General features: G+C 71.9%; 23 protein-coding genes. 10 read left to right on the top strand and 13 right to left on the bottom strand.

What is annotated here, in order from left to right; genetic code table 11:
* The first annotated feature begins 94 nt into the window (after positions 1-94).
* Entirely contained in the window at positions 95-1,378 is a 1,284-nt protein-coding gene (locus tag EJF31_RS05635; protein WP_125036143.1) for a hypothetical protein, read from the top strand.
* On the opposite strand, the gene EJF31_RS05630 is transcribed toward EJF31_RS05635, so the two are convergent.
* From EJF31_RS05630 to EJF31_RS05605, 6 genes are read right to left on the bottom strand one after another with little or no spacing between them, the layout of a single operon-like run.
* Positions 1,354-2,145 carry a glycerophosphodiester phosphodiesterase gene (locus tag EJF31_RS05630; protein WP_185736151.1) on the bottom strand — a complete coding sequence of 264 codons (792 nt, stop codon included), beginning with the start codon at positions 2,143-2,145 and terminating at the stop codon, positions 1,354-1,356. The genes EJF31_RS05635 and EJF31_RS05630 overlap by 25 nt on opposite strands.
* Positions 2,142-2,864, bottom strand: coding sequence for a gamma-glutamyl-gamma-aminobutyrate hydrolase family protein (locus EJF31_RS05625; RefSeq protein WP_125036142.1), 723 nt, complete (start codon positions 2,862-2,864; stop codon positions 2,142-2,144). The genes EJF31_RS05630 and EJF31_RS05625 overlap by 4 nt, the downstream gene beginning before the upstream one ends.
* Positions 2,865-2,873: 9 nt before the next feature.
* A complete protein-coding gene (locus tag EJF31_RS05620) occupies positions 2,874-3,653 on the bottom strand; it encodes a 3-oxoacyl-ACP reductase (RefSeq protein ID WP_125036141.1) in 780 nt (259 codons plus the stop codon).
* A gap of 35 nt (positions 3,654-3,688) precedes the next feature.
* On the bottom strand, positions 3,689-5,065 hold the full coding sequence (locus tag EJF31_RS05615; RefSeq protein WP_125036140.1) for an aldehyde dehydrogenase: 1,377 nt from the start codon (positions 5,063-5,065) through the stop codon (positions 3,689-3,691).
* A complete protein-coding gene (locus EJF31_RS05610) occupies positions 5,065-6,438 on the bottom strand; it encodes a glutamine synthetase family protein (RefSeq protein ID WP_307718966.1) in 1,374 nt (457 codons plus the stop codon). Before EJF31_RS05610 ends, EJF31_RS05615 begins: the two co-directional genes overlap by 1 nt.
* Positions 6,439-6,459: 21 nt before the next feature.
* The gene (locus EJF31_RS05605; protein WP_260430651.1) at positions 6,460-7,194 is read right to left on the bottom strand and encodes a FadR/GntR family transcriptional regulator; all 735 of its coding nucleotides are present in this window, start codon (positions 7,192-7,194) and stop codon (positions 6,460-6,462) included.
* A 145-nt stretch (positions 7,195-7,339) separates the two neighbouring features.
* Here EJF31_RS05605 and EJF31_RS05600 point away from each other — a divergent pair, with 145 nt between their 5' ends.
* From EJF31_RS05600 to EJF31_RS05590, 3 genes are read left to right on the top strand one after another with little or no spacing between them, the layout of a single operon-like run.
* Positions 7,340-8,941: an amino acid permease gene (locus EJF31_RS05600; protein ID WP_125036138.1), complete on the top strand. Its 1,602-nt coding sequence runs from the start codon at positions 7,340-7,342 to the stop codon at positions 8,939-8,941.
* Positions 8,942-8,944: 3 nt separating this feature from the next.
* Positions 8,945-9,859 (top strand): choline kinase family protein, encoded by a 915-nt coding sequence (locus EJF31_RS05595; RefSeq protein WP_260430650.1) that lies wholly within the window; start codon positions 8,945-8,947, stop codon positions 9,857-9,859.
* A complete protein-coding gene (locus EJF31_RS05590) occupies positions 9,849-12,284 on the top strand; it encodes an FAD-dependent oxidoreductase (RefSeq protein ID WP_125036137.1) in 2,436 nt (811 codons plus the stop codon). Before EJF31_RS05595 ends, EJF31_RS05590 begins: the two co-directional genes overlap by 11 nt.
* 3 nt (positions 12,285-12,287) lie before the next feature.
* On the opposite strand, the gene EJF31_RS05585 is transcribed toward EJF31_RS05590, so the two are convergent.
* The 4 genes from EJF31_RS05585 to EJF31_RS05570 all read right to left on the bottom strand — a co-directional run bounded on the left by EJF31_RS05585 (position 12,288) and on the right by EJF31_RS05570 (position 15,462).
* Positions 12,288-13,241 carry an ATP-binding cassette domain-containing protein gene (locus tag EJF31_RS05585; RefSeq protein ID WP_125036136.1) on the bottom strand — a complete coding sequence of 318 codons (954 nt, stop codon included), beginning with the start codon at positions 13,239-13,241 and terminating at the stop codon, positions 12,288-12,290.
* Between the two features lie 2 nt (positions 13,242-13,243).
* Complete coding sequence (locus EJF31_RS05580) at positions 13,244-14,056, bottom strand: ABC transporter permease (protein WP_260430649.1); 813 nt, start codon at positions 14,054-14,056, stop codon at positions 13,244-13,246.
* Positions 14,049-14,846, bottom strand: a complete 798-nt coding sequence (locus EJF31_RS05575) for an ABC-2 family transporter protein (protein WP_125037638.1) — start codon at positions 14,844-14,846, stop codon at positions 14,049-14,051. Before EJF31_RS05575 ends, EJF31_RS05580 begins: the two co-directional genes overlap by 8 nt.
* Positions 14,847-14,940: 94 nt before the next feature.
* Positions 14,941-15,462 (bottom strand): CAP domain-containing protein, encoded by a 522-nt coding sequence (locus EJF31_RS05570; RefSeq protein ID WP_125036135.1) that lies wholly within the window; start codon positions 15,460-15,462, stop codon positions 14,941-14,943.
* A 244-nt stretch (positions 15,463-15,706) separates the two neighbouring features.
* Between EJF31_RS05570 and EJF31_RS05565 the strand changes: the two genes are divergently transcribed.
* Both EJF31_RS05565 and EJF31_RS05560 read left to right on the top strand, forming a co-directional pair.
* Positions 15,707-16,780 carry a hypothetical protein gene (locus EJF31_RS05565; protein ID WP_125036134.1) on the top strand — a complete coding sequence of 358 codons (1,074 nt, stop codon included), beginning with the start codon at positions 15,707-15,709 and terminating at the stop codon, positions 16,778-16,780.
* Positions 16,777-17,430 (top strand): class F sortase, encoded by a 654-nt coding sequence (locus EJF31_RS05560; protein ID WP_260430647.1) that lies wholly within the window; start codon positions 16,777-16,779, stop codon positions 17,428-17,430. The genes EJF31_RS05565 and EJF31_RS05560 overlap by 4 nt, the downstream gene beginning before the upstream one ends.
* Here EJF31_RS05560 and EJF31_RS05555 read toward each other — a convergent pair.
* Positions 17,413-18,003 carry a hypothetical protein gene (locus EJF31_RS05555; protein WP_125036133.1) on the bottom strand — a complete coding sequence of 197 codons (591 nt, stop codon included), beginning with the start codon at positions 18,001-18,003 and terminating at the stop codon, positions 17,413-17,415. The genes EJF31_RS05560 and EJF31_RS05555 overlap by 18 nt on opposite strands.
* 94 nt (positions 18,004-18,097) lie before the next feature.
* Between EJF31_RS05555 and EJF31_RS05550 the strand changes: the two genes are divergently transcribed.
* A complete protein-coding gene (locus tag EJF31_RS05550) occupies positions 18,098-19,186 on the top strand; it encodes an LLM class flavin-dependent oxidoreductase (RefSeq protein ID WP_125036132.1) in 1,089 nt (362 codons plus the stop codon).
* On the top strand, positions 19,183-19,800 hold the full coding sequence (locus EJF31_RS05545; protein WP_125036131.1) for a CE1759 family FMN reductase: 618 nt from the start codon (positions 19,183-19,185) through the stop codon (positions 19,798-19,800). Before EJF31_RS05550 ends, EJF31_RS05545 begins: the two co-directional genes overlap by 4 nt.
* Positions 19,801-19,815: 15 nt before the next feature.
* On the opposite strand, the gene EJF31_RS05540 is transcribed toward EJF31_RS05545, so the two are convergent.
* A complete protein-coding gene (locus tag EJF31_RS05540) occupies positions 19,816-20,343 on the bottom strand; it encodes a YbhB/YbcL family Raf kinase inhibitor-like protein (RefSeq protein WP_125036130.1) in 528 nt (175 codons plus the stop codon).
* Positions 20,344-20,462: 119 nt separating this feature from the next.
* Between EJF31_RS05540 and cobA the strand changes: the two genes are divergently transcribed.
* Complete coding sequence (cobA, locus tag EJF31_RS05535) at positions 20,463-21,686, top strand: uroporphyrinogen-III C-methyltransferase (protein WP_260430644.1); 1,224 nt, start codon at positions 20,463-20,465, stop codon at positions 21,684-21,686.
* Positions 21,686-22,489: an RNA methyltransferase gene (locus EJF31_RS05530; RefSeq protein ID WP_125036128.1), complete on the top strand. Its 804-nt coding sequence runs from the start codon at positions 21,686-21,688 to the stop codon at positions 22,487-22,489. Before cobA ends, EJF31_RS05530 begins: the two co-directional genes overlap by 1 nt.
* On the opposite strand, the gene EJF31_RS05525 is transcribed toward EJF31_RS05530, so the two are convergent.
* Entirely contained in the window at positions 22,473-22,991 is a 519-nt protein-coding gene (locus tag EJF31_RS05525; protein WP_260430643.1) for a GNAT family N-acetyltransferase, read from the bottom strand. The two genes, EJF31_RS05530 and EJF31_RS05525, sit on opposite strands and share 17 nt — an antisense overlap.
* Between the last annotated feature and the right edge of the window lie 18 nt (positions 22,992-23,009).

The raw sequence follows: 23,009 nt of genomic DNA, 5'->3' as shown, positions 1-23,009 counted from the left end.
GGTGGACCAGACCCGCCGGCAAACTCCTCAGGTCCGGGTGCGGCGTGCCGTTGGGGGAGGAACGCGTGGAACGGCGAAAGGAATCGCATCCGCCATGCACACTCTCGGAAACCGCACCTCCCGGCTCGGCCTGGCCGCGCTCGTCGCTGCCGTGCTCTCACTCGCACCCCTGGCCCCGGTGGTCTCGTCGGCCGGCACCGCGACGACCCGGTCCGGCCTCACGGTCTTCACCGACGCGGTGGCGCCGCCCGGAGTGGCTCCCAGCGCTCTGGGCCAGTCCGCCGTCGTGCCGCTCCCGGCCCCGCTGCGCGACACCTTCGCCCTCGACTCCAGGCCGGGGTCGTCCCGCACGCTGTTCCTGAAGTTCACGGGCGGCACGTTCGCCGGCACCGCCTTCAACGCCGACTTCGCGCTGGACTCCATCACCGCCCGGCCGTGGTCGATCACGCCGCCGGTCGACACCAACTTCAGCCCCACCGAGCTCGCCGAGATCCAGCGCGCGTGGCAGGTGACGGCGGAGGACTTCGCACCGTTCGACGTCAACGTGACGACGCGGACGCCGGCCCCCGACGCGCTGGACCGCTCGTCGGACGCGGATCCGACGTACGGCGCGACGGTGCTGGTGACGCAGGGCGGCCCGCTCCAGGCGGCCTGCCGCTGCGGGGGACTGGCCTACGGCAACGTCTTCGGTGCGGTGGGGGCCGCGAAGGACTACGCCCAGCCGGCGTTCGTCTTCGGCTCCTACTCCGGCGAGGACATCGGCGAGGGCATCAGCCACGAGGCCGGGCACCTCTTCGGGCTCATGCACGACGGCACCGCGACCCTGGCCTACTACGACGGGCGCGCGCCCTGGTCGCCGATCATGGGCTCGAGCTTCTCCCAGCCCGTGAGCCAGTGGTCGCAGGGGGAGTACCCCGGTGCGAACAACACCCAGGACGACGTCGCGATCATCGCCCGCAGCGCCCCGATCCGCCCCGACGACCACGGCGACACCGCCGCGACCGCCACGCCCCTCGTGCCGGGCACCGTCGTCAACGGGGTGATCACCACGCGCACCGACGTCGACGCGTTCACCTTCACCGCGTCCGGCCCGGTCACGCTCACCGCGTCGACCCTCGCGGTCAAGGCCGACCTCGACGTGGGGCTGCGGATCACCGATGCCGCCGGGAACACGGTGGCCACCGTCGATGCGCCGACCACCCGGGACACCCGCCTCAAGGCGCTCGGACTGGGCGCCACCTGGACGGCCACGCTCCCGCGCACCCCCGCGACCTACGTCGCGTACGTCGACGGCGTCGGCACCGGCTCGCCCACGACCCCCGGTCGCTACTCCGACTACGGGTCCCTCGGCACCTACCGGCTGCTGCTCCTCCGGTAGGTGGCGTCGGCGCGGATGGCCAGGGCCAGCTCGGGGTGGTTGGTCGTGACCAGCCAGGCCCGGCCCGGCCGGAGCCAGTGCCCGAGCGCGCGCGGGGTGTCGACGGTCCACACGAGCAGCGGGATGCCGCGCCGGCGGGCGAAGCGGGCGACCCCGAGACGCGCGAGCCAGTGGTGCGCGACGACGACCGAGGCGCGTGAGAGGCGGAGGCGGCGACCGGGCAGGAGCTCGGACCGGCGGATCCTGACCCGCTCGCGCACCGCCAGGCCGCGGGTGTTGCGGCCCAGCGACAGGCCGACGAGCAGGGTCAGGCCCTGGCTGTCGCCCCAGTCGCGGATCGCCCGGACGGCGCGGTCGCTGCCGGTGGTGACGACGAAGCCGTCGGGACCGAGCCGCTCGACCGCGAGCGCGGTGGCGGCCACAGCCTGCTCGGGACGGGCGGCGCTGGCCTTGAGGTCGATGTGTGCGGAGCGACGGCCGGCGAGGAGGCCCAGGGCGTCGTCGTAGGTGAGCAGCCCCGGGGAGTGCTCCCGCGCCTCCGCGGCGGTCACGTCGGTGAAGGCGACCTCGTCACCGTCACGCACGAAGGTCGGGTCGTGCGCCACCACGAGGACCCCGTCGGCGCAGCGTTGCACGTCGAACTCCACGAAGTCGACGTCGAGGGCCAGGGCCGCCGCGAAGGCGGTCGAGCTGTTCTCCAGGTCGACCCGGAGGCCCGCCCCGGCGCGGTGCGCGCTGACCAGGACCCGCTCGCGGGGACGGGTCACGCGCTCGTCCCGCGCTCGGCATGCGCGGCCGCGGCCTCGACGAGTCCCGCCAGCAGGCCCACGTCGGCGGCCGTCTCGGGGTGCCACTGCACCGCCACGCAGAAGCGGTCGCCCGGCGCCTCCATGGCCTCGAGGGTGCCGTCGGCCGCGTGGGCGGACGCCGTGAACCCCGGGTGCGAGCGCACCGACTGGTGGTGGTGGCAGCTCACGTCGAGCGTCGTCCCGACGAGCCCGGCCACGCGGCTGCCGGGGACGGTCGCGACCGGGATGGTCCCGAACACGTCGCCGCCGGGGGAGTGCTCCTCGTGGTCGACCAGGTCGGGCGTGTGCTGGTCGAGCTCCCCACCGGCGTGCACCGCCATCAGCTGCATGCCCCGGCAGACCCCCAGGACCGGGAGGCCCGGCGCGTCGGCCGCGTCGAGCAACGCCGTCTCCCAGGCGTCGCGGTCCGGCCGCCAGCCCGCGGTCCGCGGGTGCGGCGGCGCGCCGTACCGCTCGGGGTCGACGTCGGCCCCGCCGCTGATCACCAGCCCGTCGAGCCGGGCGACGACCGCTGCGGCGGCGTCGGGCGTCGCCACGGGAGGCAGCAGCAGCGGCACGCCACCCGTCGCCTCGACGGCCAGGGCATACTGCGCCGGCAGCAGGTCGGCGGTCTGGTGCCACACCCCCCACGACGCGTCCTCGCGGTAGGTGGTCAGGCCGATCACGGGGAGCCCCATGCCCACCCCTCAGAGCGGCGTGACGTAGGCGCCGGAGATGCCGCCGTCGACGAGGAAGGTGTTGGCGGTGATGAAGCTGGACTCGTCGGAGGCCAGGAAGAGCACGGCGTTCGCCATCTCCAGCGGCTCGGCGAAGCGGCCCATCGGCACGTGCACGAGGCGCCGCGCCGCGCGCTCGGGGTCCTTGGCGAAGAGCTCCTGCAGCAGCGGTGTGTTGACCGGTCCCGGGCACAGCGCGTTGACCCGCACGCCCTCGCGCGCGAACTGCACGCCGAGCTCGCGCGACATCGACAGCACGCCGCCCTTGGACGCGGAGTAGGAGATCTGCGACGTGGCCGCGCCCATCACCGCGACGAACGACGCGGTGTTGATGATCGACCCCTTGCCCTGCTCCAGCATGTGCGGCAGCGCCGCCTTGCAGCACAGGTAGACGCTCGTCAGGTTGACCTCCTGGACCCGGCGCCACGCGTCCAGGTCGGTGTCGAGGATCGAGTCGTCCTCCGGCGGGCTGATCCCGGCGTTGTTGAAGGCGATGTCGACCGACCCGTAGGTGTCCTTCGCGGTCTGGAAGAGCGCGTCGACCTCCTCCTTGGAGGTGACGTCGACCTTCACGAAGGTCGCGACGTCGCTGCCGCCGAGCTGGCCGACCAGCTCGTGGCCGCGCTGCTCGTCGATGTCACCGATGACGACCCGGGCACCCTCCTCGACGAACCGTTGCACGGTCGCCAACCCGATCCCCGAGCAGCCTCCCGTGACGACGGCGACCTTGCCCTGGATACGTCCTGCCACTGTGTTCCTCCCTGGTGAGCGATCTGGTGAGCGATCTAGTGCGCGATGAAGACGTTCTTCTCCTCGGTGAACGCCATCGGGGCGTCCGGACCGAGCTCCCGGCCGAGGCCGGACTGCTTGTAGCCACCGAACGGCGTCCAGTAGCGGACCGCCGAGTGGCTGTTGACGCTGAGGTTGCCCGACTGCACGCCGCGGGCCACCCGCAGGCCGCGCCCGAGGTCGTTGGTGAAGATCGACCCCGAGAGGCCGTACTCCGAGTCGTTGGCCAGCTCCACCGCCTCGGCCTCGGTGTCGAACGGCATCACCGCGACCACCGGGCCGAAGACCTCCTCGCGCCAGATCCGCGCGGCCGGGTCGTCGACCGTCACCACGCTCGGCGGCACCCAGAAGCCGTCGCCGCCGGGCGTCGCGCCGGCGAAGGCCACGTCGACCTCGTCGAGGTAGCCCTGCACGACGCCCTGCTGCCTGGCCGAGATCAGCGGCCCCATCTCGCTCGACTCGTCCGCGGGGTCGAGCACCCGCATCCCGAGCACCGCCGGCTCGAGCTTGGCGAGGAACTCGTCGTACGCCGACCGCTCGACGAGGATGCGCGAGCGCGCGCAGCAGTCCTGGCCGGCGTTGTCGAAGACGGCATACGGCGCCGAGGCGGCCGCCGCGTCGATGTCGGCGTCGGCGAAGACGATGTTGCTGCTCTTGCCGCCGAGCTCGAGGGTCACTCGCTTGACCTGGTCGGCGCAGCCGGCCATCACCTTCTTGCCGACCTCGGTGGAGCCGGTGAAGCAGACCTTGCGGACCAGCGGGTGCGTCACGAAGCGCTCGCCGACCACGGAGCCGTGGCCGGGGATGATCGTGAGGACATGCTCGGGGAGGCCGGCCTCGAGGGCGAGCTCGCCGAGCCGGATCGCGGTGAGCGGCGTGAGCTCGGCCGGCTTCAGGACCACGGTGTTGCCGGCGGCCAGCGCCGGGGCGAAGCCCCAGCCGGCGATCGGCATGGGGAAGTTCCAGGGGACGATGATGCCCACGACGCCGATCGGCTCGTGGAAGGTCACGTCGGTGCCGCCGGCGACCGGGATCTGGCGTCCGAAGAGCCGCTCCGGCGCGCCGGAGTAGTAGTTGAGGCAGTCGCGGACGTTGCCGGCCTCCCAGCGCGCGTTGCCCCAGGTGTGGCCGGCGTTGCGCACCTCGAGCTCGGCCAGCTCCTCGACGTGGTCGTCGACGACGGACGCGAACCGCCGCAGCAGCGCGGCCCGCTCGCCGGGGGCGACGGCGCGCCAGGACACGAACGCCTCGTGGGCACGCTCGATCGCGACGTCCGTCTGCTCGACCGAGGCCAGCGGTACGTCGGTGACGGCCCGGGCCGTTGCCGGGTTGATGACGGTGTAGACCTCGGTGGTGGAGCCTGTCGAAACCATCAGAGCCTCTCGAATCCGCGGTGGAGCTCCCAGTCGGTGACGGCCGCCCGGTAGGCCGCGAGCTCCACGTCCGCCATGTTCACGTAGTGGTCGACGACCTCGTCACCCAGGGCCGCCCTCGCGACCGCCGACGTGGCGAACACCTCCCGTGCGGCGGCCATCGTCGAGGGCACCTTGTCGCGGCCCGAGGTGTAGGCGTTGCCGACCAGCTCGTCCTCGAGGGGCAGCTCGTTCTCGATCCCGTGCAGCCCGCCGGCGAGCATGGCCGCCAGCGCGAGGTAGGGGTTCACGTCGGCGCCCGGGATGCGGTTCTCCATCCGGGCACCTGCACCGTGACCCACCAGGCGCACGGCGCAGGTCCGGTTGTCGAGCCCCCACGCGATCGTCGTCGGCGCGAAGGAGCCGTCGGCGAAGCGCTTGTAGGAGTTGATGTTCGGGGCGTAGAGCAGGGTGAAGTCGGCCGCCGTCGCGAGCACCCCGGCCACGAAGTGGTCGTAGAGCGGGGTGCGGGCGCCGTCCTTCCAGAACACCAGGTCGCCGTCGGCGCCGCGCAGGGACAGGTGGATGTGGCAGGAGTTGCCCTCGCGCTGGTCGTACTTCGCCATGAACGTGATCGCCTTGCCCTGCTGGGCGGCGATCTCCTTCGCGGCGGTCTTGTAGACGGCGTGGTTGTCGGCGGTCGTCATCGCCTCGGCGTAGAGGAACCCGACCTCGTGCTGGCCGAAGTTGCACTCGCCCTTGGCGCCCTCGACCTCGAGGCCGGCGGCGTACATGTGGTTGCGGATGTCGCGCAGGAGCGGCTCGACCCGTGAGGTGCCCAGGATCGAGTAGTCGACGTTGTACTGGTTGACCGGCACCAGGCCCCGGTAGCCGTCGAGCTTCGCCTGCTCGTACGTCGTGTCGAAGGCGATGAACTCCAGCTCCGTGCCCGACAGCGCGGTCCAGCCGTGCGCGGCGACCCGGTCGAGCTGGCGCTGCAGGATGGCGCGTGGCGACTGCACCACCGGGGTGTGGTCGGGCCAGACCAGGTCGCACTGGATCATCGCCGTGGCGGGATGCCAGGTGACGAGCCGGATCGTCTCCTCGTCCATGACGAACTCCATGTCGCCGTAGCCCTTGTCCCACGACGAGATGGTGTAGCCGTCGACGGTGTTCATGTCGACGTCCACGGCCAGCAGGTAGTTGCAGCCCTCGGTGCCGTGGCCCTTGCCGCCGTCCCACACGTGGTCGGCGAAGTAGTGCCCGTGCAGGCGCTTGCCCTGCAGCCGGCCCTGCATGTCGGTGAAGGCGACGACGACCGTGTCGATCGTGCCGTCCTCGATGCGCGCCACGAGGTCGTCCATGGTCAGGTGGCGGTCGTTGCGAGTGGACAAGGCGATCTCCTGGGTGTCGGGTCAACCCACCAGTCCGCGCAGGAGCGCGGCGGTGTCGTCGCAGTGTTCCTCCATGACCACGCGCGCCCGGTCGGCCTTCCCGTCGAGGATGGCCCGCACCAGGGCGGCGTGCTGGCGGTCGGAGTGGTTGATGTTCTGCTCGAGCACCGGGATGGCGAGCAGCATCTCGTGCAGCGTCGACTGCACCGAGGTCACCGACTCGATGACGCGCGGCGACCCCGTGAGCGCGGCGATGGTCAGGTGGAAGCGCGAGTCGGCCTGGCGGTGCGCCGCGGGCTTGCGGGCCGCCACGACGGCGGCGTGCGCCTCCTCCAGCTGCGTACGTCGATCGCCGGTGGGCCGCGTGGCCGCGGCCAGGTGTGCGGCTCCGGGCTCGACGATGCGTCGGAAGTCGAGGGCGTCGAGCCAGTCCTGGCGCTTGCCGGCCGTGGTGCGTGCGGCCGCCCGGGCCGAGGGTGTCCGCGGCTTGAGCGTGACCACCGTGCCGCCGCCGCGGCCGCGCCTGGTCTCGACCAGTCCGGCCTCCCGCAGGGCCGCCATCGCCTCGCGCAGGGTGGCCCGGGAGACCCCGAGACGCACCGCGAGCTCGCGTTCGGACGGCAGGGTCGAGCCCAACGGGTAGACGCCGAGCCGGATCGTCGTGGCCAGCTGCTCGACGCAGGCCTCGAACGCGTGGTGGCCGCGCACCGGCCGGAGCACCGCCTGCGTGAGGTCGTGCGCCGGGGAAGCGGTCATGGGGTTCATCCTCGATTCGGGGTACGTCACTGTCAATCGGCAATTGGTCTGAGTTCATACCAATTTTTCGTCAACCTCTGGACTGTCCGATCTGCTCGGGTCTAGCCTCCCAACATCCGACTCACGGACCCCGGAGAGTGCCGACATGCCTGAAGCACACGAGCCCATCCCCCCTCACGAAGCACACCTGTCCGACGATGAGCGCCACCTCGCCAGGCTCGGGTACAAGCAGGACCTCAACCGCTCCTGGTCGGGGTTCTCCAACTTCGCCATCTCGTTCTCGATCATCTCGATCCTCGCCGGCTGCTTCACCAACTTCGGCGCCGGCTTCAACAACGGCGGCCCGATCTCGATCTCGTGGTCGTGGCCGATCCTCGGCCTGTTCATCCTGATCATCGGCTTCACGATGTCCGAGCTCGTGTCGGCCTACCCGACCTCGGGCGGCATCTACTGGTGGGCCTCCAAGCTCGGCGGCCCTGCCGCCGGCTTCTTCACGGGCTGGCTCAACCTGATCGGGCTGGTCGCGGTGACCGCGGGCGTGGCCTACGGCTGCGCGACGTTCATCGACCTGACGATCAGCACCTACTCCACGTCGTTCGCGGGCCACTACTCGCTGACGCGGGTGTTCATCATCTTCGTGGTCGTGCTGTTCCTCGCAGCGCTGCTCAACATCTTCAGCAGTCACCTGATGGCGCTCATGAACAACGTGTCCGTGTGGTGGCACGTAGCCGGCGCGGCAACCATCGTGCTGATCCTGATCCTGGTCCCCGACCAGCACCAGAGCTTCAGCTACGTCTTCACGGAACGCTTCAACAACTCCGGCTACGGCGGGGGCAGCACCAGCAACGTGGGCTTCTGGTTCGCGATCGTGCCGTTCGGCTTCCTCCTCACGCAGTACACCATCACCGGGTTCGACGCCTCAGCCCACCTCTCGGAGGAGACCGCGTCCGCGTCCAAGGCGGCAGCCCAGGGGATCTGGCGCTCGATCCTCTACTCGGTCCTCGGTGGCTACGTCCTGCTGCTGTGCGTGGTGTTCGCGATCCCGAACGACGCCAACGGCAACCCCGACAACGCACTGGCAGGAGCGGGCGTCGCCGGGATCTTCGTGCAGTCGCTCGGCACGAACTGGGCGACCTTCGTGCTGTTCATCTCGGCGTCCGCGCAGTTCTTCTGCGCCACGTCGTGCATGACCTCGGCGTCGCGGATGACCTACGCATTCAGCCGTGACGGCGCCGTGCCGGGCTCGGGGCTGTGGAAGCAGCTCTCGCCCAACCGGGTGCCGGCCAACGCGGTGATGCTGGTCGGCGTCGCCTCCGCCGTACTGACGCTGCCGGCCCTGATCAAGGTCGACGTGGGCGGCGTTCCGGTCCCTCTGGCGTTCTACGCCGTCACCTCGATCGCGGTCATCGGCCTCTACCTGGCCTTCGCGATCCCGATCTGGCTGCGCTTCCGCCACGGCGACAAGTTTGACGTCGGCTCCTGGAACAACGGCTCGAAGTACAAGTGGATGAACCCGATCGCTGTGGCCGAGATCCTCATCGTGTCGGTCTACCTGATGCTGCCGTCCACGCCGGCGGCCAACCCGTTCCGCGACGAGTTCGCGTGGAAGTTCGTGAACTACGCGCCCATCGTCACGCTCGGAGCCCTGCTGCTCCTGGTGATCTGGTGGAACGTCTCGGCGAAGAACTGGTTCACCGGACCGAAGCACACGATCGACGAGGCCGTGCTCGAGGCGTTCGACAGCTGACGCGTGACGGCCGGGGTTGGCGTGGAGGCCCTGCTGGACCGGATCCCGGTCCTGCAGGGCCTCCCGCGCACCGTCGTCGAGCTGCACGGCGGGCTGACCAACCACAACCTGCACGTCACCACCCCGGAGCGTGACGTCGTGGTCCGGCTCTTCCGAGGCGACCCGGACCTGCTCGGGATCGACCGCGACGCCGAGCACGCCAACACGCTCGCGGCCGCGGCGGCGGGGGTGGGCGCCGGCGTGGTGGACTACCTGCCCGAGCTCGGGGCCCTGGTCATCGACTACATCCCGGGGGAGACCTACGAGAACGCGACGTTCGCCCGCCCCGGCGTCGTGACCCGGGTGGGTCGGGCGATCCGGCGGCTCCACGACGGGCCGCGCTTCGTCAACGACTTCGACATGTTCGCGCGCCAGGCCGGCTATCTGCACACCGTCCGCGAGCAGGGCTACCGCCTCTTCGAGGGGTACGTCGACCACGCGGCGGACTTCGCCCGGGTGCAGGCGGCCCTGTCCGTGCGGGCCGGGGCGACGGTCCCGTGCAACAACGACCTGCTCGCCGGCAACTTCGTGGACGACGGCGAGCGGCTGTGGCTGATCGACTACGAGTACTCCGGCAACAACGACTGCTGCTTCGAGCTCGGCAACACCGCCAACGAGTGCGAGCTCGACGACGACCAGGTCGAGGAGCTCACGACGGCCTACTTCGGCGAGCCGTCGCGGCACCGGCTGGCGCGGGTGCACCTCCAGGCGCTGTGCAGCCAGTACGGCTGGTCGCTGTGGGGCGCCATCCAGGCCGCGGCCAGCGAGATCGACCACGACTTCTTCGCGTGGGGGCAGGAGCGCTTCGACCGGGCCGCGACGACCTTCACGAGCCCGCGCCTGGACCGGCTGATCGAGGAGGCCGTGCGTGACGACTGACCTCCCCGCCCGCGCCCGGGTCGTGGTCGTCGGCGGCGGCGTGATCGGCACGTCGGTGGCCTACCACCTGACGAAGCTGGGCTGGACCGACGTGCTGCTGCTGGAGCAGGGCACGCTCTCGTGCGGCACCACCTGGCACGCCGCCGGCCTGGTCGGGCCGCTGCGCGCCTCCGAGAGCGGGACCCGGCTCGTGCAGTACTCCGCCGAGCTCTACGCCCGGCTCGAGGCCGAGACCGGGCTCGCGACGGGCTACCGCAACGTCGGCGGCGTGATCGTCGCGCGCACCGAGGACCGCATGGTGCAGCTGCGGCGCACGGCGGCCAACGCCGCGGCGTACGACATGGAGTGCGAGCTGCTCACGCCCGCGCAGGCCCGGGACGTCTGGCCGGTGATGGCGGTCGACGACCTGCTCGGCGCGATCTGGCTGCCGGGGGACGGCAAGGTGAACCCGACCGACCTCACCCAGTCGCTGGCGAAGGGGGCGCGACAGGGCGGCGCCCGGGTCGTCGAGCGGGTGCGGGTGACCGGCTACACCGTCACCGGGTCGGGCGCGGGGCGTCGGGTCACCGGGGTGCGGACGGACCGGGGCGACATCGAGGCGGAGGTCGTGGTCACCTGCGCCGGCCAGTGGTCCAAGGCCCTCGGCGACCTGGCGGGGGTGACGGTCCCGCTGCACTCCGCCGAGCACTTCTACGTCGTGACCGAGGCGATCGAGGGCGTCCACCCGGACCTGCCGATCATGCGCGACCCCGACGGCTACACCTACTTCAAGGAGGAGGTCGGCGGCCTGGTGGTCGGCGGCTTCGAGCCCGAGGCCAAGCCGTGGCGCTCGCCCGACACCATCCCGCACCCCTTCGAGTTCCAGCTGCTCGAGGAGGACTGGGAGCACTTCTCGGTGCTGATGGACGAGGCGCTCGTCCGGATCCCGGCGCTGGCCGAGACCGGGATCCGCAAGTTCTACAACGGTCCCGAGTCGTTCACGCCCGACAACCAGTTCCTGCTGGGGGAGACCCCCGGGCTGCGCGGCCACTTCGTCGGCGCCGGCTTCAACTCCGTCGGCATCGCCTCCGCCGGCGGTGCGGGGCGTGCGCTCGCCGAGTGGATCGTCGAGGGCGAGGCCACGACCGACCTCGTCGGGGTCGACGTACGCCGCTTCGCGCCGTTCAACGCCAACAACCGCTGGCTGCGCGACCGGGTCGCGGAGGTCCTCGGCCTGCACTACGCGGTGCCCTGGCCCAACCGCGAGCTCGAGACCGCCCGCCCGTTCCGCTGCTCACCCGTGCACGACCGGCTGGCGGCGCGGGGTGCGGTGTTCGGGTCCCGGATGGGTTGGGAGCGTCCCAACGTCTTCGCCCCGGGCCCGGCCGAGGCGCGTCTCGACTACGCCTGGGGCAAGCAGTCCTGGCTGCCGTGGTCCGCGGCCGAGCAACGCGCCACCCGGCAGGACGTCGCGGTCTTCGACCAGACCTCCTTCAGCAAGTACGTCGTCACGGGACCCGGGTCGCTCGCCTGGCTGCAGTGGGTCAGCGCCAACGACGTCGACGTCGAGCCGGGCCGGGTCGTCTACACGCCCTGGCTCAACGCGCGCGGCACCTATGAGGCCGACCTGACCGTGACCCGGGTCGGTGCCGAGGAGTTCCTGCTCGTGAGCAGCTCGGCCACCACCGTCCGCGACCTCGACTGGCTCGAGCGGCACCGGCCCGACGGCGTGACCGCCACGGTCCGCGACGTGACGTCGGCCCACGCCGTGCTCGGCGTGATGGGACCGCGGTCGCGGGAGGTGCTCCAGGCCCTCACCGACACCGACCTGGGGGAGGAGGCGTTCCCCTTCGCCACCAGCCGCGAGGTCTTCCTCGGCCACGCGACCGTGCGCGCGACCCGGATGACCTATGTCGGCGAGCTCGGCTGGGAGCTGCTCGTCCCCATGGAGCTGACCACGGGGGTCTACGACCTGCTGCGGGCGGCCGACGTCACCGACGCCGGCTACTACACGATCGAGTCGCTGCGCCTGGAGAAGGGCTACCGCGCCTTCGGACGCGAGCTCACCCCCGACTTCGGACCGGTCGAGGCGGGCCTGGTGTTCGCCACCGCGGTCGGGGGCGACAAGGACTTCCTCGGCCGGTCCGCCCTGACCGAGCACCGGGAGGCCCTGCGCGCTCCCGGCCCCCGGCGTCGGCTCGTGTCCTTCGTGGTCGAAGACCCCGAGCCGATGCTGTGGGGTGGCGAGCTGGTGCTGCTCGACGGTCGACCCGTCGGCCAGGTGACCAGCGCCGCCTGGGGCGAGACGGTCGGCGCGTGCGTCGGGCTGGCCTACCTCCGCCGCGACGAGCCGGTCACCGCGGACTGGCTCGCCGCCGGCGGCTTCCGGGTCGACGTCGGCGGGGACCTCGTCGGGATCCGGGCCACCCTGCGCGCGCCGCTGTAGCGCTCAGCGGCTGTAGAGCTCGCGGATGACGTCCTCGATGTCGGGCTCCTGGATGGACAGGTCCGCGACGTCGTACGACGCCGCCACGGCCGCGACGACCGGCGCCGCGCTCGCGTCGCTCGGGAACGCCAGCCACTGCCGGGGTCCCTCGACGCGCCGCGTCACCGCACCGGGGACCTCGATCGGCGGCGCCTCGTCGACGAGGTCGACCACGAGCGTCCGCGTCGAGCCGCCCTGCCGGTGCAGATCGGCCAGCGGGCCGTCGAAGACGGCGGTGCCGTGGTCGATGACGACGACCCGGTCGCACAGCGCCTCGATGTCCTGGAGGTCGTGGGTCGTCAGCAGCAGGGTCGTGCCGCGGCGGGCGTTGAGGGTCCGCAGGAACTCCCGGAGCCGCCCCTTGCTGATCACGTCCAGGCCGATCGTGGGCTCGTCGAGGTAGAGGATCTCGGGGTCGTGGAGCAGCGCCGCCACGATGTCGCCGCGCATCCGCTGGCCCAGGCTGAGCTGGCGGACCGGCGTGTCCAGCAGGTCGGCGAGGTCGAGCAGCTCGACGAACTCCGCCAGGTTCGCGCGGTGCCGGGCCGGGTCGGTGCGGTAGATCTTCTGGAGCAGGTCGAAGGAGTCGCGCAGGGGCAGGTCCCACCACAGCGTGGTGCGCTGGCCGAAGACCACGCCGATCCGCCGGGCCAGCTCCACGCGGTGCTTCTGCGGCTCGAGCCCCGCGACGCGCAGGTGTCCCGACGTCGGCACGAGGATGCCGGTGAGCATCTTGATCGTCGTGGACTTCCCGGCGCCGTTGGGCCCGATGTAGCCGACCATCTCGCCGGCGTCGATGCTGAAGGTCAGGTCGCGGACGGCGTGGACCGTCTCGGCCCGCCGGCGCAGGCGGCCCTCCTTGCGGCGTACGACGAAGGTGCGCTCGAGGTCGCGGACGTCGATGAGCGGTGTGGTCACGGTCAGCTCCCGGTCGAGGTGTAGGTGCGGACGCCGGCGCGCCAGACCAGCAGGGCCAGGCCGACCATGAGCGCACCCACCGGCAGCGGCAGCAGGGCGAACCAGGCGGGGGCGCCGAAGGGGTCGGGGCGGTCCAGCAGGTAGAGGCAGGAGTACCAGTTGGTGAAGGCCACCGGGATGACGAAGGTCAGCGACTTGGCGACCTCGGTCGGGAAGATCGTGAGCGGGTACTGGGTCATCGTGTTGCCGCCGTAGGTGAACGCGTTGGCGATCTCGGAGGCGTCGTGGGTCCAGAACTGCACGCAGGAGACCCCCACGAACAGGGCGAAGAAGATCGCGACCGCGCCGGCGCACATGAGGACGGCGACCGCGACCTTGGCGAGGTCCCAGTCGACGTGCCAGGCGCCGTAGCCGAACACGATGGCGGTCTGGCTGATCCGGCCCAACCGGCGGAGGGCAAACCGGTCGGCACACACCTGCACCAGCAGCGGCACGGGGCGCACCAGCATGGCGTCGAGCGTGCCCATCCGGATGTGCTGGCCGATCAGCTCCACGCTGCCGATGACCATGTCCGCGATGCCGATGCCGATCCCCGAGGCGCCGTAGAGCAGTGCGACCTGCCAGAGCTCGAAGCCCGCGAGCCGGTCGATGACGTGGAACATCAGCCCGATCGCGACGAAGTCGAGGAACGTCATCAGGAAGCTGCTGATCGTCATCGTCACGAACGAGCCCCGGTAGGCCAGCGCCGAGCGCACCCACATCGCGGCGATCCGTCGGTAGTCGGCCGCCGCCCCGAGCACGGAGAGATCACCCACCCTGGACCACCACCTTGCGGGTGGCGGCCGCGAGCACCGCACGGCAGCAGGCGAACAGCACGACCAGCCAGAGGACCTGGACGCCGAGCGCGGTCAGGAGGTCCGACCCGGCGTCCTTGCCGAGCCAGATGTCGGCCGGCGTCTGGAGGTAGGACGCCCACGGCAGCGCGAGCGCGATCGAGCGCAGCGGCTCGGGGAAGATCACGAGGGGCAGCGCCATGCCGGTGAAGAAGATCGCGCAGACGCCGGACAGCATCTTGACCCCCGACTGGTCGAGCAGCCAGAACGCGGAGGAGGCGACGAGGAAGCGGATCGCGAAGCTCGTCATCACGGCGAGGACCAGGCTGGCGACGAACCCCAGGGCCGCCGCGGGCGTGCCGGGGAGCCGGATGTGGAACACGACCAGGCCGATCACCGTCGGCCCGAGGCCCCGGGTCAGGAAGTGGTACGCCGCGCGGCCGAGGTCGCCGGCGAGGTACCACCCCAGCAGGCCGACCGGGCGGTAGAGGTCGACCGCGACGTCTCCGGTGCGGATCCGCTCGGCGAGCTCGTCGGTCGTGCCGCCGCCCCACAGCGCCACCGTCATCAGCAGCGCCTGGCCGATCCAGACATAGGTCACGGCGTCCGTGGCGTCGTACCCGCCCGCGTGCGGGCGCTGCGCCCACAGGGCGAGGTAGGCGTAGGAGTAGATGACCCCGAAGACCGAGTTGGTGAAGATGCCCGACACGGTCGCGGCCCGGTAGGTCGAGTAGCGCCGGAACGCGCGCGTCGCGATGGCGACGTGCAGCATCACGGGACCTCCGGGTCGGGTGGGTGGGGAGGCAGCACCCTCTCACACCGGATGCCCGCGGGACGCCCGGATTTCGAGCCGGATGTCGGGTTGGTCAGTTCATGTCGCCGAAGTTGAGCACCCCGACGAAGCGGCCCTGGGGGTCGATCCGGACGCCGATCCCGGCGCGGTTGGCCCGGGGCTTCATGATCACGGCGCGGTGCTCGGGGGAGTGCAACCACGCCTTCACCACGTCGCCCGGCGTGATCCCGGTGCCGCGGACCAGCGTCTCGCCGACCCACGTCAGGTCGCAGCCGTTGAGGATCTTCATCTGGTCGCGGTGCTCGAACGCGCCGGTGAGCGCCAGGTGCCGCGACCAGCGCTCGGCGTAGCCGTCGATGCAGGACCCGAAGTAGCGCACCTTGGCCAGGCCCGCTGCCTTCCGGTGCTGGTTGATCTTGAAGGCGATCCGGTTCTCGTACTCCGTGAGGTGGAGGAGGGGGTCGATCGCCGTGTGGGGCGCGGGCACCCGCCAGATCGAGGCCGAGGCGGGGGCGGGGGCGGCGGCCAGCGTCGTGCCGATCGCGGCGAGCAGTGAGGCGAGCAGGGCGATCGCGGGGGCGAGTCGCGGGGTCATGGAGGGCTCCGTTCCGAGGCGGGGCTTGTCTAGACCGGGGAGGGTCCGCACCCAGTCTGACAGTGGGCTGCCTCACATGCACCTGTCCGTTCGGACTTATTTCGTAACTCGGTGTTTCAACCCGAGTGCACCCGGGGACTACCCATCCACCGGACGAGCTCCCCGAGACCTCTCCGGGATGCGAACACCGTCCGACTCAGATCTCACCGGCCAGCCACCGCTGGCAGAAACCTGGAGCCCCACGATGTCTCGACCCGTCACCCTTCGACGATCCCTCGCCGCCACCGCCGCCCTCGTGGCCGCGTCGTGGGGCGCCGCGGCGCTCCCGGCACAGGCCGATGACACCTCCGGTCAGACCCAGACCCAGGGCCAGCACGGCCACGGTCACGACAAGTCCGGCGACACCTCGGGCGACACCTCGGGCGACAACTCGGACGGCAAGAGCAACAACGGTCACCACGGCGACAAGAGCAACAACGGCCACCACGGCGACCAGGGCAACGGGGGCGACAAGGGCCCGAAGGGTCCCAAGGGTCCCAAGGGTCCGAAGGGCGACCACGGCGACCCGGCCGGCAACAACGGCACCGTGAAGATCGCGCCCCTCGGCGAGATGGACGGCATCCCGCAGAACTCCCCGCACCCGGGCTGCACCTTCCAGGTCGAGTGGTACGGCTACGACGAGGGCGCCGACATCGTCTCCCAGGTGAGCTTCGCCATGCAGGCGCCCACCAAGGACGTCGGCCTCACCGTCGACGGCCCCTCCAGCGTCTTCGTGGGCGGCGACCCGGCGTCCGGCGCCGGCACCGACTCGGGCCTGGACGGCACCGAGACCTACACGCTGTCCTTCGACGGCGAGCCGCACCCGAAGCAGGGCTTCCACGTGAAGCTCACCGTCGCGACGCCGAAGTCGAAGGGCAACGACACCAAGACCAAGGTCTTCTGGGTCGCGCCCTGCGAGGACGACACCGACACCGGCGACACGGGTGACACCGGCGGCACGACCGGCGGCACCACCGGCGGCACCACGGGTGACACCGGTGACACCGGCACCGAGACCGAGGGCAACGGCGGTTCCGGCGACGACCTCGAGGTCCTCGGCGTCCAGGCCTCGACCGGCCAGCAGACCTCGAGCGACGACACCCAGGTCGCGGGCACCCAGGCGTCGCAGGGCGTTCCGACCTCGGTCGACGCCGGTGAGTCCGGCCCCCGCACCTTCGCCGACTGGATGCGCTCGCCGCTGCCGCTCATCGGGGTGGCGTTCGGCCTCGCCCTGATCGCGTTCGCCGCGCGTCGTCGCCTGGGTTCCACCCGCGCGTGACGACTCGCTCTGACAGCACCGCCGAGCGCGGCCGGCGCCCCTGGGGCCCGGCCGTGCTCGGCGTGCTCGGCCTCCTCCTCGTGGTGGGGGCCGGGTTCGCCTGGTACGGCCAGGCCCCGCCGGCCAAGTCCGCCGGACCGGGGCAGCCCCCGTCGGCGAGTGCGTCGGTCGCTCCGGTCGCGGAGGCGACCCGTGCGCGCTGGGTGCCCGGGGCCCCGCGACGCGTGGTCATCCCGCGACTCGGGGTGCGTGCTCCGGTCGTCCCGGTGAAGGCGCCCGGGGGGACGCTCACCCCGCCCAGTGACCCGCAGGTTCTCGGCTGGTGGGCCGACGGCGCGCGTCCGGGCGCGGCCCGTGGCAGCGCCCTGGTCACCGGCCACACCGTCCACACCGGCGGTGGCGCGCTCGACGACCTCGAGACGATGCGCCACGGCGATCGCGTCTCGGTGCGCACCGACCACGGCTGGATCCGCTACGGCGTGCGCTCGGTCCACGTCTACGCCAAGGGCACCATCGCCCGGCAGGCCGAGCGGCTCTTCAGCCAGGACGTCGTCGGACGCCTGGTCCTCATCACCTGCGAGGACTGGGACGGCACCCGTTACCTCAGCAACGTGGTGGTCGTGGCGACCCCGTCACGCACGCAGCACTGAGCCCCTCAGCGACCGCCGTACGGCGAAGCCGGCGACCAGCGCTCCGAGCGTGCCGAGGGCCTCGTCGCCGAGCGTGTCCTCGTAGGCGGTGTCCAGCTCCGTCCCGTGCCGGATGAAGGTGAACCACTCGCCGAGCTCCCACCCGATGGCGAGCGCCGCGCCGAGCCCGGTCACGAGCAGCACGACGGCCCAGCCCGGCTGCACCGTGCGGCAGACCAGCAGCCCGATGCCGGCGCACAGCAGCAGCCAGTTGGCGAAGTGGTTGAGGTCGTCCCACCACACGACCGCGTCGTAGAGGTCGAGGCTGTTGCCGGTCACGTCGACGAGGAACGGCAGGGCGACGAGCGTGAAGGCGCCGTACGGCGGCGGCGCGAAGCGGTCGCGGCGGCCGACGAGCAGCCACCACAGCGCCGGCGCGAGCAGCATCAGCAGCGGGTAGGCGACCAGCCGCGCCCCGAACGCCTTGTCGGCGAACCGGTCGATCCCCGGCACCCACTCCGCGACCGCGAGCTGGCCGACCGTGAGGAGCAGGACGGCAAGGGGGACCCAGGCGGGGCAGCGGCGCGACGTCACGGGGGCCATGATGGCGGGAATAGGTCTTGCCGGGTTCGGGTTCCCCTATAGTTCGAGATTCAACCATCTTCCCAGGGAGTGATCAGCAGTGGGCATGCAGTTCGGCATCTTCAGCGTCGGGGACATCACCCCCGACCCCACGACCGGCCGCACGCCGACCGAGCACGAGCGGATCAAGGCCCAGGTCGAGATCGCCAAGAAGGCCGAGGAGGTGGGCCTCGACGTCGTCGCCGTGGGCCAGCACCACAACCCGCCCTTCGTGGCCTCCTCGCCGACCACGACCATGGCCTGGATCGCCGCGCAGACCGAGCGGATCCTGCTGTCGACGTCGACGACGCTGATCACGACCACCGACCCGGTGCGCATCGCCGAGGACTACGGCACCCTCCAGCACCTCACCGACGGCCGCATGGACCTGATGCTCGGCCGGGGCAACACCGGCCCGGTCTACCCGTGGTTCGGCAAGGACATCCGCGAGGGCATCAACCTCGCCATCGAGAACTACGGGCTGCTGCACCGACTCTGGCGCGAGGAGGTCGTCGACTGGCAGGGGCGCTTCCGCACGCCGCTGCAGGGCTTCACGGCCACCCCGCGGCCGCTCGACGACCTGCCGCCGTTCGTGTGGCACGGCTCGATCCGGAGCCCTGAGATCGCCGAGCAGGCGGCCTACTACGGCGACGGCTTCTTCTCCAACCACATCTTCTGGCCGGCCTCGCACACCGCCCAGATGGTCCGGCTCTACCGCCAGCGGTTCGAGCACTACGGGCACGGCACGGCCGACCAGGCCATCGTCGGGCTCGGCGGCCAGGTCTTCCTGCGCCGGAACAGCCAGGACGCCGTCAACGAGTTCCGTCCCTACTTCGACAACGCCCCGGTCTACGGCCACGGGCCGTCGCTGGAGGACTTCACCTCGCAGACCCCGCTGACCGTCGGTTCGCCGCAGGAGGTCATCGAGAAGACCCTCGGCTTCCGGGAGTACGCCGGCGACTACCAGCGCCAGCTGTTCCTCGTCGACCACGCGGGCCTGCCGCTCAAGACCGTCCTCGAGCAGCTCGACCTGCTCGGCGAGGAGGTCATCCCGGTGCTGCGTCGCGAGTTCGACGCGCTCCGCCCCGCCCACGTGCCCGACGCGCCCACCCACGCCAACCGCCTCGCGGCCCGGGACGCCGCGCCGGTCGCATGACCCGCATCGTCGTCGTCAGCGCCGGCCTCGGCGTCCCGTCCTCGACCCGGCTGCTGGCCGACCGCCTGGCCGCGGCCGCGACCGCGGCCATCGAGGAGGCGGTCGAGGGTGCGGTGGACGTCCGGGTCGTCGAGCTGCGGCCGCTGGCCCATGCCCTGGCCGATGCGACGCTCACCGGCTTCGCGAGCGGGGACCTCGCCGACGTCGTCGACGCCGTACGCCGCGCCGACGCGCTGATCGCCGTGACGCCGGTGTTCTCCGCGTCGTACAGCGGCCTGTTCAAGATGTTCTTCGACGTGCTCGAGCCCGGCGTCCTCGAGGGCACGCCGGTGCTCGTCGCCGCGACCGCCGGGTCGGCCCGCCACTCCCTGGTGCTGGACCACGCGCTGCGGCCGCTGTTCTCCTACCTGCACGCCGTCGTGGTGCCGACGGGTGTGTTCGCGGCCAGCGAGGACTTCGGCAGCACCGCCGACGGCCAGCTCGCCGCCCGGGTGGACCGGGCGGCGGCCGACCTGGCCGACCTGGTCAGCCGCTCGCCGAGCAAATCGGTGCGCGACCTGTCCGGGGAGTTCGGCGACACCGTGCCGTTCGAGGAGCTCCTGCGTCGGGTCTGACGCCGGTGCCGGCTCTCAGTGCTGGTAGGTGCCGTGCAGGATGGCGCGGCCGGCGGTCTTGAACGCCAGGTTGAACGAGACGACCGCGGGGGAGGCGTCCGCGTCCACGCCGAGGGTCGGCTCCTTCACCGCGTGCACCACGAAGAAGTAGCGGTGCACCTGGTCGCCCTGGGGCGGGGCCGCACCCATGAAGGCGGCCGCGCCGCCGTCGTTGCGGCACATGAACGCCGAGCCCGGCAGCGATGCGCCCTCAGCGCCGGCACCCGCGTCGAGCGAGGTGACGTCACCGGGCAGGTCGACGAGCACCCAGTGCCAGAAGCCGCTGGGCGTGGGCGCGTCGGGGTCGAAGCAGGTGACGGTGTAGCTCTGCGTGCCCTCCGGCCCCGGCTCCCAGGAGAGCTGGGGCGAGGTGTTGCCGTGCGCCGCGACCTGGGCGTCGCGCAACGGCTGGCCGTCGGTGACGTCCTCGCTGGTGACCGTGAACGGCGGCACCGGCGGCAGCAGGTCGTAGGGGTTGGGGGAGACCGGGCGGTCGAGGCTCATGTCGCTCCTGGTGAGGTCCGGGCCGTGTGCGTAGCCGAGGTGGGATGACGTGGCCCAACGTAGTCCGGCAGGTGGGCCCGGCCAACGCTCCCGGCGGCGAGGACCGGGATGATGGTCCGGTGGACGACTTCAAGCCCTACCCCTCGGGACTGATCCTCGCCGGTCGCGCCGTCGTGGTGGTGGGGGGCGGTCACGTGGCGCAGCGCCGCGTGCCCGCGCTGCTCGGTGTGGGTGCGGTCGTCACGGTGGTCTCCCCGGTCGTCACCCCGGCCATCGAGGGCCTGGTGGGCGCGGGGGAGGTCACCTGGGTCGAGCGCGGCTTCGAGGAGCACGACCTCGACGGCGCGTGGTACGTCATCGCCGCCACCGACGACCACGACGCCAACGAGGAGGTCAGCCGCGCGGCCGAGGAGCGGCGCATCTTCTGCGTGCGCGCCGACGACGCCACGCAGGCCACCGCCTGGACGCCCGCCGTCGGCCGCCACGCCGGCGTCACCGTGGCCGTGCTCGGCAACCGCGAGCCGCGGCGCTCCGCCGCCGTCCGCGACGAGATCCTCGAGGGGCTGCGCGAGGGCACCATCGTCTCCCGCCACCAGCGCGACCGGACGCCCGGCGTGATCCTGGTCGGGGGCGGACCCGGCGATCCCGACCTGATGTCGGTGGCCGGGCGCAAGGCGCTCATGGAGGCCGACGTCGTGGTGGCCGACCGGCTGGCACCGCGCGAGCTGCTCAGCGAGCTCCCGCACGACGTCGAGCTGATCGACGTGGCCAAGCTGCCCCGTGGCCGCTCGGCCCAGCAGGAAGAGATCAACCGGGTGCTCGTGGAGCGGGCGCTCGAGGGCAAGGTCGTGGTCCGCTTCAAGGGCGGCGACAACTTCGTCTTCGGTCGCGGCTACGAGGAGGTCCTCGCCTGCCGCGAGGCCGGCGTCCCCGTCACCGTCATCCCCGGGCTGACCAGTCCGGTCGCCGTCCCGGCCGTGGCCGGCATCCCCGTCACCCATCGCGGCGTCGCGCACGAGTTCACCGTCATCTCCGGGCACCTGCCGCCCGGCCACGAGGAGTCCCTGGTCAACTGGGACGCGGTCGCCGGGCTCACCGGCACCGTGGTGCTGATGATGGCCGTCCAGAACGCGCCGGCGATCGCCGAGGCCCTCGTCGCGGGCGGTCGACCGGCCTCGACGCCGGTGGGCGTCATCTGCGACGGCACCATGCCCGGCGAGCGCACGGTCCTGGCCACGCTCGGCACGCTCGCGACCGAGCTCGAGGCCCAGCGGGTCCGCCCGCCCGCGATCATCGTCGTCGGCGACGTCGTCGCGGTGGCCCACCCGGACCACTTCGCGTGATGGCCACGCTCCACGAGATCTCCGACCCGGCCGACCCCCGCCTCGCGGACTACCGCGACCTGCGCGACGTCGAGCTGCGCAAGCACCTCGAGGCCGAGCACGGGCTCTTCCTCGCCGAGGGCGAGAAGGTCGTACGCCGTGCGGTCGAGGCGGGCTTCACCCCGCGGTCGTTCCTGATGGCACCCCGATGGCTCGAGGGCCTGGCCGACGTGCTCGGCACCACCGACGCCCCCTGCTACGTGCTCAGCGAGGCGCTCGCCGAGGAGGTCACCGGCTTCCACGTGCACCGCGGGGCCCTGGCCTCCCTCGAGCGACGCCCGCTGCCGTCCCTGGAGGAGGTGCTCGAGGGCGCCCGGTCCGTCCTGGTGATGGAGGACCTCGTCGACCACACCAACGTGGGTGCGATCTTCAGGTCCGGTGCCGCCCTGGGCTTCGACGCGGTGCTGCTGGCGCCGCGGTGCGCCGACCCGCTCTACCGCCGCTCGATCAAGGTCGGCATGGGCGCCGTCTTCAGCACCCCGTGGACGCGGCTGCCCGACTGGTACGACGCCCTCCCGACGCTCTCGGCGCTCGGCTTCACCACCGTCGCGCTGACGCTGGCCGACGACGCCACCCCGGTGGAGGAGGCGGTCGCCGGCGTCGACAAGGTCGCGCTGGTGCTCGGCTCGGAGGGCCACGGCCTGTCCGCGCGATGGGAGACCTCGGCCGACCGCCGCGCCATCATCCCGATGCGCGAGGGGATCGACTCCCTCAACGTCGCCGCGGCCACCGCCGTGGCCTGCTACGTCACGGCCCGACGCTGATCTCGTAGATCGTCTCGAGCCCGTCCTCGTCGTCCCACTGCTCGCCGACCTCGACGAACGGGTACTGACCGATCAGCGCGAGCGACGCCTCGTTGGTGGGCGAGACGGTCGCCCGGAGGACGTGCACGTCGGGCTCGCGGCGGGCCCGCGCCAGCATCGCCTCCAGGGCGGCCCGCGCGTAGCCCCGCCGGCGGTGGTCGGGGTCCACGGCGTAGCCGATCTCGACCATCCCGTCGGCGTCCGGGGCCGCGTGGAAGCCGGCCTTGCCGACCGCGACCCCGGCGTCGTCGGCCCAGAGCACGCCGGTGATCCAGTCGAGGTCCTGGGGCGCGTCGACGACCTGCGTGGCCCGGTAGCGCCAGGTGCGCACGCAGTCGGGGCCGGCCAGCCAGGCAGTCAGCGCGACGGGCGACGTACGGCGTGCGCGGTCGAGGTCGCCGTCCGCGAGGGCGCCGATGGTGGCGGCGTCGAGCTGGACGATGCGGACCGGGGGAGTGCTCACCGCGCCAGTATCGCGGAG

It is taken from the genome of Nocardioides sp. LS1 (genome assembly GCF_003865225.1).
GTDB lineage: Bacteria > Actinomycetota > Actinomycetes > Propionibacteriales > Nocardioidaceae > Nocardioides > Nocardioides ginsengisegetis.
Note: the sequence above shows the minus strand (reverse complement) of the source record. Positions and strands in the feature narration are given on the sequence as shown.